The sequence below is a fragment of the Salinicoccus sp. RF5 genome, assembly GCF_020786625.1.
GTDB lineage: Bacteria > Bacillota > Bacilli > Staphylococcales > Salinicoccaceae > Salinicoccus.
On the sequence record NZ_JAJGRC010000014.1, the window covers coordinates 1 to 446 of the forward strand.

1 protein-coding gene is annotated in these 446 nt (G+C 66.1%); it reads right to left on the reverse strand.

Annotated features, from left to right (window positions below; translation table 11 throughout):
• A partial coding sequence (locus LLU09_RS12535) for a hypothetical protein (RefSeq protein ID WP_228312054.1) occupies nucleotides 1–187 on the reverse strand: 187 nt, incomplete at its 3' end.
• Nucleotides 188–446: the final 259 nt, after the last annotated feature.

Here is a 446-nt window from a genome sequence, read left to right on the forward strand (position 1 = left end):
CTGGCGCAGCGGCGGTGGGGGTGACAGGGGCACTGGCCGGAGCGGCGTTTTCCTGGGCCTGGGCGAAGGCGTTGGTGCGCCGGCAGGTCTTGCAACTGACCTGGCCGACGTCGCTCGAGCCGTTCACGTTGCTGTCGCCGCGCCCGCAGGCTGCCTGGCCGGATTCGCTCAAGAAGTGCGTAACCATCTGATCCTCCTGGAGAAAAAAGGGCGGCATTATTCCCAGAAGTGCCTTCGAGTGCCAGCCTCGGGGGAGAACAGCTGACGAACTGCAAGACCTTTCCGTCGACCTTCGTTCAGTCGGCTGGCCGCCGCATGCTGTCGCGCACGTAGCGGGCCGGGGGGCTGCCGAGCGCCTTGCGGAACATGCCGATGAACGAGCTGACCGACTCGTAGCCGAGGATCTCGGCGGTGCGTTGCACCGAAACGCCGGCGGACAGTTGCTG